The 1,912-nt window shown below is 67.8% G+C and carries 3 protein-coding genes; 2 read left to right on the top strand and 1 reads right to left on the bottom strand.

From position 1 onward, the window contains the following. A partial coding sequence (locus tag ABTZ89_RS38350) for a hypothetical protein (RefSeq protein WP_351054332.1) occupies positions 1-168 on the top strand: 168 nt, incomplete at its 5' end. A gap of 79 nt (positions 169-247) precedes the next feature. Here the strand turns inward: ABTZ89_RS38350 and zapE are convergent. Further along, complete coding sequence (gene zapE, locus ABTZ89_RS38345; protein ID WP_351054329.1) at positions 248-1,240, bottom strand: cell division protein ZapE; 993 nt, start codon at positions 1,238-1,240, stop codon at positions 248-250. A 68-nt stretch (positions 1,241-1,308) separates the two neighbouring features. Between zapE and ABTZ89_RS38340 the strand changes: the two genes are divergently transcribed. Next, on the top strand, positions 1,309-1,912 hold a 604-nt coding region (locus ABTZ89_RS38340), incomplete at its 3' end, for a TetR/AcrR family transcriptional regulator (protein WP_351054326.1).

Below are 1,912 nucleotides of genomic sequence, written 5' to 3'. Positions count from 1 at the left end.
AAGTGCTACGGCGGTGACATCAGCCGGAAGCGCAAGCTGCTGGAGAAGCAGAAGGAGGGCAAGAAGCGGATGAAGACCATCGGTCGCGTCGAGGTCCCGCAGGAAGCCTTCGTCGCAGCGCTGTCCACCGACGAGTCCAAGGACGACAAGGCCAAGGGCAAGAAGTAAGACTCCTTCCGGTGCCCTCCTCCCCACCGACGGGGGAGGAGGGCACTTCCGGTTTTCGGAGTCACCCCGCCGAGTCGGCTTAGTCTGGTGGGATCGGTCGGATTAGGGCCAGTCTGCTCGCGGTGCGTTCGGAATCCCTGCCGTTCCACAGGGTTTCGGCGATGCTGTGGTCGGCTGCCACCTGCAAGGTGATGTCCTGGTCGCACAGGACGTCCACGACGTTGGCGAAGCGTTGCCGGGTTTCTGCGCCGCATTCGGCGAGCTTCGGGACACCGGTGATGCACCAGGTGTCGTACTGCGCGGCGATCGCGAGGTAGTCGCGGGTCGAAGTCGCGGCGTCGCAGAGATCGCGAAAGTCGAAGCACACCAACCGATCCCGTGCTTTCATGGCACGAATGCTCCGTCCGTTGATGTCCAACGTGGTCTGTTCTGACGGGGCCTGCTGCTGGAAAGTCGTCATCGGCCATTGCCAGGTTCCCTCGGCGAAACGCCCTGACCGGTGGGCCGTCCGGTAGTCGGTAGGGCCGCTGAGCGCGACGACTTCCTGGTGCTTCTCGACGAGTTCGATGGCGGGCAGGAAGAGGTGGTGGTGCAGCGGGTTGGGCAGCAGGTCTTCCGGGCGGTAGTTCGACGTGGTCACGAGGGTGATGCGACGGGCGTGCACGGCGTGCAGCAGCTTGGTGAGCAGGGCGGCATCGCCGGGGTCGTGCACGTGGAACTCGTCGAAGTGCAGCAGCTGCCGGCCGTCGAGCAGTTCGGCCAGCGCCGTGCTCCGCTGCCGGACGATGGCCCGGTGCAGCTGGTCGAAGAAGTCGTGGAAGTGCACGCGCAGCTTGCCCGGGACCGGCGCTTCGGCGAAGAACGTGTCGACCAGGAAGCTCTTGCCCCGCCCCACCGGTCCGTGCAGGTACAGGCCGCGCGGTCGGCGGAAGCGCTTGCACAGCGCGACACCTAGTTCGGCCAGCTTGTCGGCCACCGTGCGCTGCGCGTCGTCGAGTTCGAAGCCTCGCCTGGCGGCTGCCGCGTCGAAGCGTTCGCGCAGGTCGGCGGGGGAGTTGGGGCGGCCGGACATCGCATCTCCTCTACGCTCATAGAGCCTCTGCGGATGTAGAGTATCGGCGATGCAGGGGAGGTCGAGGCATGTGTGAGCAGGACCGCCGGACGCGCATCGCCGATGCTGCGATCGAGCTCGTCGCCGAGCAGGGCGTTCGGGCGCTGACGCACTTGGCCGTCGATGCGCGGTTGGAGCTGCCGCGCGGCTCGACGTCGTACTACATGCGCACCAGGCGAGCGCTCTTGGAAGCGGCGGTGACGCGGCTGTCGGTGCGGGCGCGGGCCGACTTCGACGCGTTCGCGGGTTCCGCCCCGCCACCGGATGTCCGCGCCGCCGCTGACCGGATCGCGGTGCACCTGGATCGCATGCTGGGAGCGCGGCGCGCCGACACGATCGCGAGGTACGCGCTCGTCGCCGAGGTGGCCGCGAGTACCGACCTGCACGAGCCGCTGGCCCGTGCTGCGTTCTCCCGCCAGCTGGCCGTCGGTCTGATGACGGCATTGGAAGCGCCCGACCCGGACACCGCCGGCGCCGACCTGGTCAGCCTGTGCGAGGGGCTGGTGTTCGACCGCGTCATCGGCGGTCGATCGCTGGACGCGCCCGAGCCGGGAAGTCCTGCCAGCATGGACCAGCTGTCGTGCGCGGTGGAGACGTTCCTGCGCGGTGCGCTGCTTTCGAACTCACCGCGGT

This window comes from Saccharopolyspora sp. NPDC002686 (assembly GCF_040295745.1).
In the GTDB taxonomy this organism is placed as follows: Bacteria; Actinomycetota; Actinomycetes; order Mycobacteriales; family Pseudonocardiaceae; genus Saccharopolyspora; species Saccharopolyspora oryzae.
The sequence above is the reverse complement of the archived record's forward strand: the minus strand, read 5'-3'. Positions and strand labels throughout refer to the sequence as shown.